The following is a 2,971-nucleotide window of genomic DNA, read 5'->3' on the forward strand; positions in this document are numbered from 1 at the left end:
GCAATGAGCTATTTTTGATAGTAAAAATAAAACAAGTTGATTTGATATATTAAATGAACAAATTAATCTTGATGGCAGTCTGATTATTGGTGAAGTTTATAGTCAGTTTTTTTCGCCAGCGGTTAAAGAAATAGAATAGTCGTATAAAAAAGGGTGTTCTGGGGCGAGTAAAACAACATCTTCACCTTAATGGCGATACAGTTGGCTGAGAGTCAGCAGGGGGGCAAATCACCTGCAAATAAACACGGCGCATACTGGCGTGAATATCGCGGATGCGTTCGAGGACAGAAGAACCGACAGGCGGATTCTTCAGCCGCTCATCGTCCATCACAAAACCTTAGACCAGGTATTCCTGAAGCCGATTGAATATTGAGCAGTAGAAAATATCTGGATTGACAGTATTACAAGGGGTTGGAGAACGTCAGGAGAGGCATTTTGGCGGAAGATCACAGGAGTCGAATATGAGTATTAATATATTAATTTTAAATGATTAATTTGTGTTGGATAAATGAGTAACCCCCATAAGAACCCCCAAATAATTTTGCGTGAGGGAATGAAGCTAAAATGCATAATTGAATTCATTCTTAGAACTTTATAATGAAGGTAACATTCCCGGATAGTGTCTTGCAATAATGTCATTCAGCCTGTCAACCAGTTCCGGTTTTCTGAACGTGATGTGCGCGGAGCCCTTCTTAAAGTATCTGATGCTGAACATCTCATCTTCATAGCACTCTTTACCCTGAACGGACTGGATGTGATCATCCAGATGAATGGTTATGTTTTCCCGGTTGTCGGGGATCGGTTTACCGCTGAACAGGTGCAACATTCTTTCCAGATCGGCGAGTCGGTCAGCCTGTTGCCCGGTGATAAGATGAAATCCCCACCGGTCCCACCTTACCAGGTTGTTAATGATAATTTTACTGCCAAATTTACAGGGGCAATTAGTTTTGTAATTCCAGCTCAGTCCCCTGAAGACGTTGATCACCCCTCGCTCAAACACTTCATCTTTGTTCTGGTGCAGTTGTTTAAATGTGCTCAGAATGTTCGCTTCGCTGATTTCCGGAAAATTATCGTATTCCAGTGACCGGTACCATGTCTCACGGGCCTGCGCATCCATTAATGACAGCATCCCGGAACGTTGCATCAGGTCACGCCAGATTTCGCGATCGAGATTGCGGGTGATGGCTTTCATTGCCGTTTCAGGTTTTTCCATCAGCCAGCAACCGCAGCGAAAATCCTGTTTCATCGCCCAGTCCAGTGCGGTTTTACCGCCAATACTTTCTGTCATTGCTGAGATTTCTGCCAGTTGCCGGGTAAGTGTGTCGATTTGCAGCAGCGTACTCTTTCGTACAGCCAGAATGTGGCGGATACTGGTTGAGCAGATAACGTCCGTATGCCCGTTGACCACTTCCGGACGGGGGGCTGTGATTTCAGACATAATCGATATTCCTTTTTGCAGATAAATGAAAACGCCAGCCCTGTTCAGGCTGGCGTCAGTGGAATGAAGTCTGGTGAGTAAGACTCACCGGTTCTGTTGCAGAAGCTGCAGTTGGCGCAGGGTACGGATATCCTCCCTGGCCTGTTCAATACAGGGCAACAGTGCTGCCGAATCCGTTTTATCCTCATCGTTGTCAAAGATAATTTCCGATTCGCAGTCAATATTGTCCTGCAGCCACGCAATGAGGATATCCAGCGCTGTTTCAGTGGTTAATGGCATCACGCTCTGTATCACTGTATTGTCTTCCGGCAACTGATGAGGGCTGGCAGAAGTTGCCGGTGTTTCTGTAGCGTCACGTTCATCCACCACGCGGAGTGAATAACCGTTTTCAGCGACTTTGTTAATCAGTTCAGCGAGCTTAATACCATCGACGTCAACGACAATGCGCCCCATGTTCAGCGCCTGCACGTTAACGCTGTCTGCCTCCAGCGTCAGGGCCAGTTTCATTGTTTCGCCTCCGGATGCTTCCCCTGGGTAATGTCATTTACCGTTCTGTAATTGTCGCGGGTCATCAGGCCGGTCGCCCGGCGGGCCCGGAGGATATCGATGCTGTTTATTAACTGAGAGTGGGTACAGCTGCTGAATCCCGGCTGGTCGGTACGTACCAGCGCGTATTTTTCAACGAGAAAGTTCACCGCATCACACAGTGAAATGCCAGCTTCAATATGCTGCTCAATCACACGTTCATCGGCGAACGGTGTGTCATTTAGCGTGAGGCCGTAATGCTGGTCCAGCAGTCGGGTGAGCAGTGTCTGCCAGATGGTGACGGGAGACGGGCAGCGCGATGCCTCCCGTACGTGTGTGTCGGGTAATGTGTTCATACTGAAGATTTTCCTGATATGCAGAGATGAAAAATGGGAAAGTGGCGTGGTGAAAACACCAGGCCGTAGCAGAAGGCTATTCTGGAGAGTTAATTTTTCATTTCGGGCGTCGGATAAACAGCCAGATAAACGTAACCACAGGAGCCGAGGGTGTCGGCTTCACAGATCAGCCCCTTCGCATACAGTGTCACGGTATGCTGATGGCGGGGATTCAGTTCACCGCTGGTGAGCATGAGCTCCAGTTGTTTCATCAGCAGCGGAAAGGCCTGGTCCAGGTGGTACGCATCTGCATCGCTGAACAGGCCTCTGATACCGGCGCGGTCGGCAAGGTAATGCAACCGGTTACCCTCCTGCACCAGACGTGCCCCGAAACAGGGCGTCACGGTGCAGGGCAGTCCCCACCAGAGGCGGTCGTTATGGTCGTCGGGATAATTTGTCTCATGGAGTTTGTCTGACACGATAAAGTCCTCACAGAAAATCGGTTAAGAATGGTCCGGTGGTGGCGATAATTCGGCTCATCAGAATGTCCGTCCTGATTCAGTTCAGGGTGACGCTCATCAGCCGGACATACGGGCCAAAACTGTCCTTACGGCGTTCAGCAAAAACGGCCAGCACACCGGGAATATCCTGCACTTCACGACCGGTATACGCC

At 48.9% G+C, this 2,971-nt stretch carries 5 protein-coding genes and 2 pseudogenes; all 7 read right to left on the minus strand.

Going from position 1 to position 2,971, the window contains the following annotated elements; genetic code table 11:
• Positions 1 to 196: 196 nt before the first annotated feature.
• Positions 197 to 358, minus strand: a pseudogene (gene rhuM / locus QZF50_RS23310) (RhuM family protein); the annotation flags it as partial.
• Between the two features lie 234 nt (positions 359 to 592).
• Positions 593 to 1,438: a DUF4942 domain-containing protein gene (locus QZF50_RS23315; RefSeq protein ID WP_061892569.1), complete on the minus strand. Its 846-nt coding sequence runs from the start codon at positions 1,436 to 1,438 to the stop codon at positions 593 to 595.
• Between the two features lie 84 nt (positions 1,439 to 1,522).
• A complete protein-coding gene (locus QZF50_RS23320) occupies positions 1,523 to 1,720 on the minus strand; it encodes a DUF957 domain-containing protein (protein WP_087891818.1) in 198 nt (65 codons plus the stop codon).
• A gap of 75 nt (positions 1,721 to 1,795) precedes the next feature.
• Positions 1,796 to 1,945 (minus strand): annotated as a pseudogene (locus QZF50_RS23325) (DUF5983 family protein); the annotation flags it as partial.
• A complete protein-coding gene (locus QZF50_RS23330; protein WP_001094449.1) occupies positions 1,942 to 2,319 on the minus strand; it encodes a TA system toxin CbtA family protein in 378 nt (125 codons plus the stop codon). The pseudogene QZF50_RS23325 and the gene QZF50_RS23330, both read right to left, overlap by 4 nt.
• An 89-nt stretch (positions 2,320 to 2,408) precedes the next feature.
• Positions 2,409 to 2,777, minus strand: a complete 369-nt coding sequence (locus tag QZF50_RS23335; RefSeq protein ID WP_001280917.1) for a type IV toxin-antitoxin system YeeU family antitoxin — start codon at positions 2,775 to 2,777, stop codon at positions 2,409 to 2,411.
• Between the two features lie 79 nt (positions 2,778 to 2,856).
• Positions 2,857 to 2,971, minus strand: a 115-nt coding sequence (locus tag QZF50_RS23340; RefSeq protein ID WP_001453103.1) for a DUF987 family protein, incomplete at its 5' end; no start/stop codon positions are given.

The organism is uncultured Escherichia sp. (assembly GCF_948475835.1).
Taxonomy (GTDB): Bacteria; Pseudomonadota; Gammaproteobacteria; order Enterobacterales; family Enterobacteriaceae; genus ECMA0423.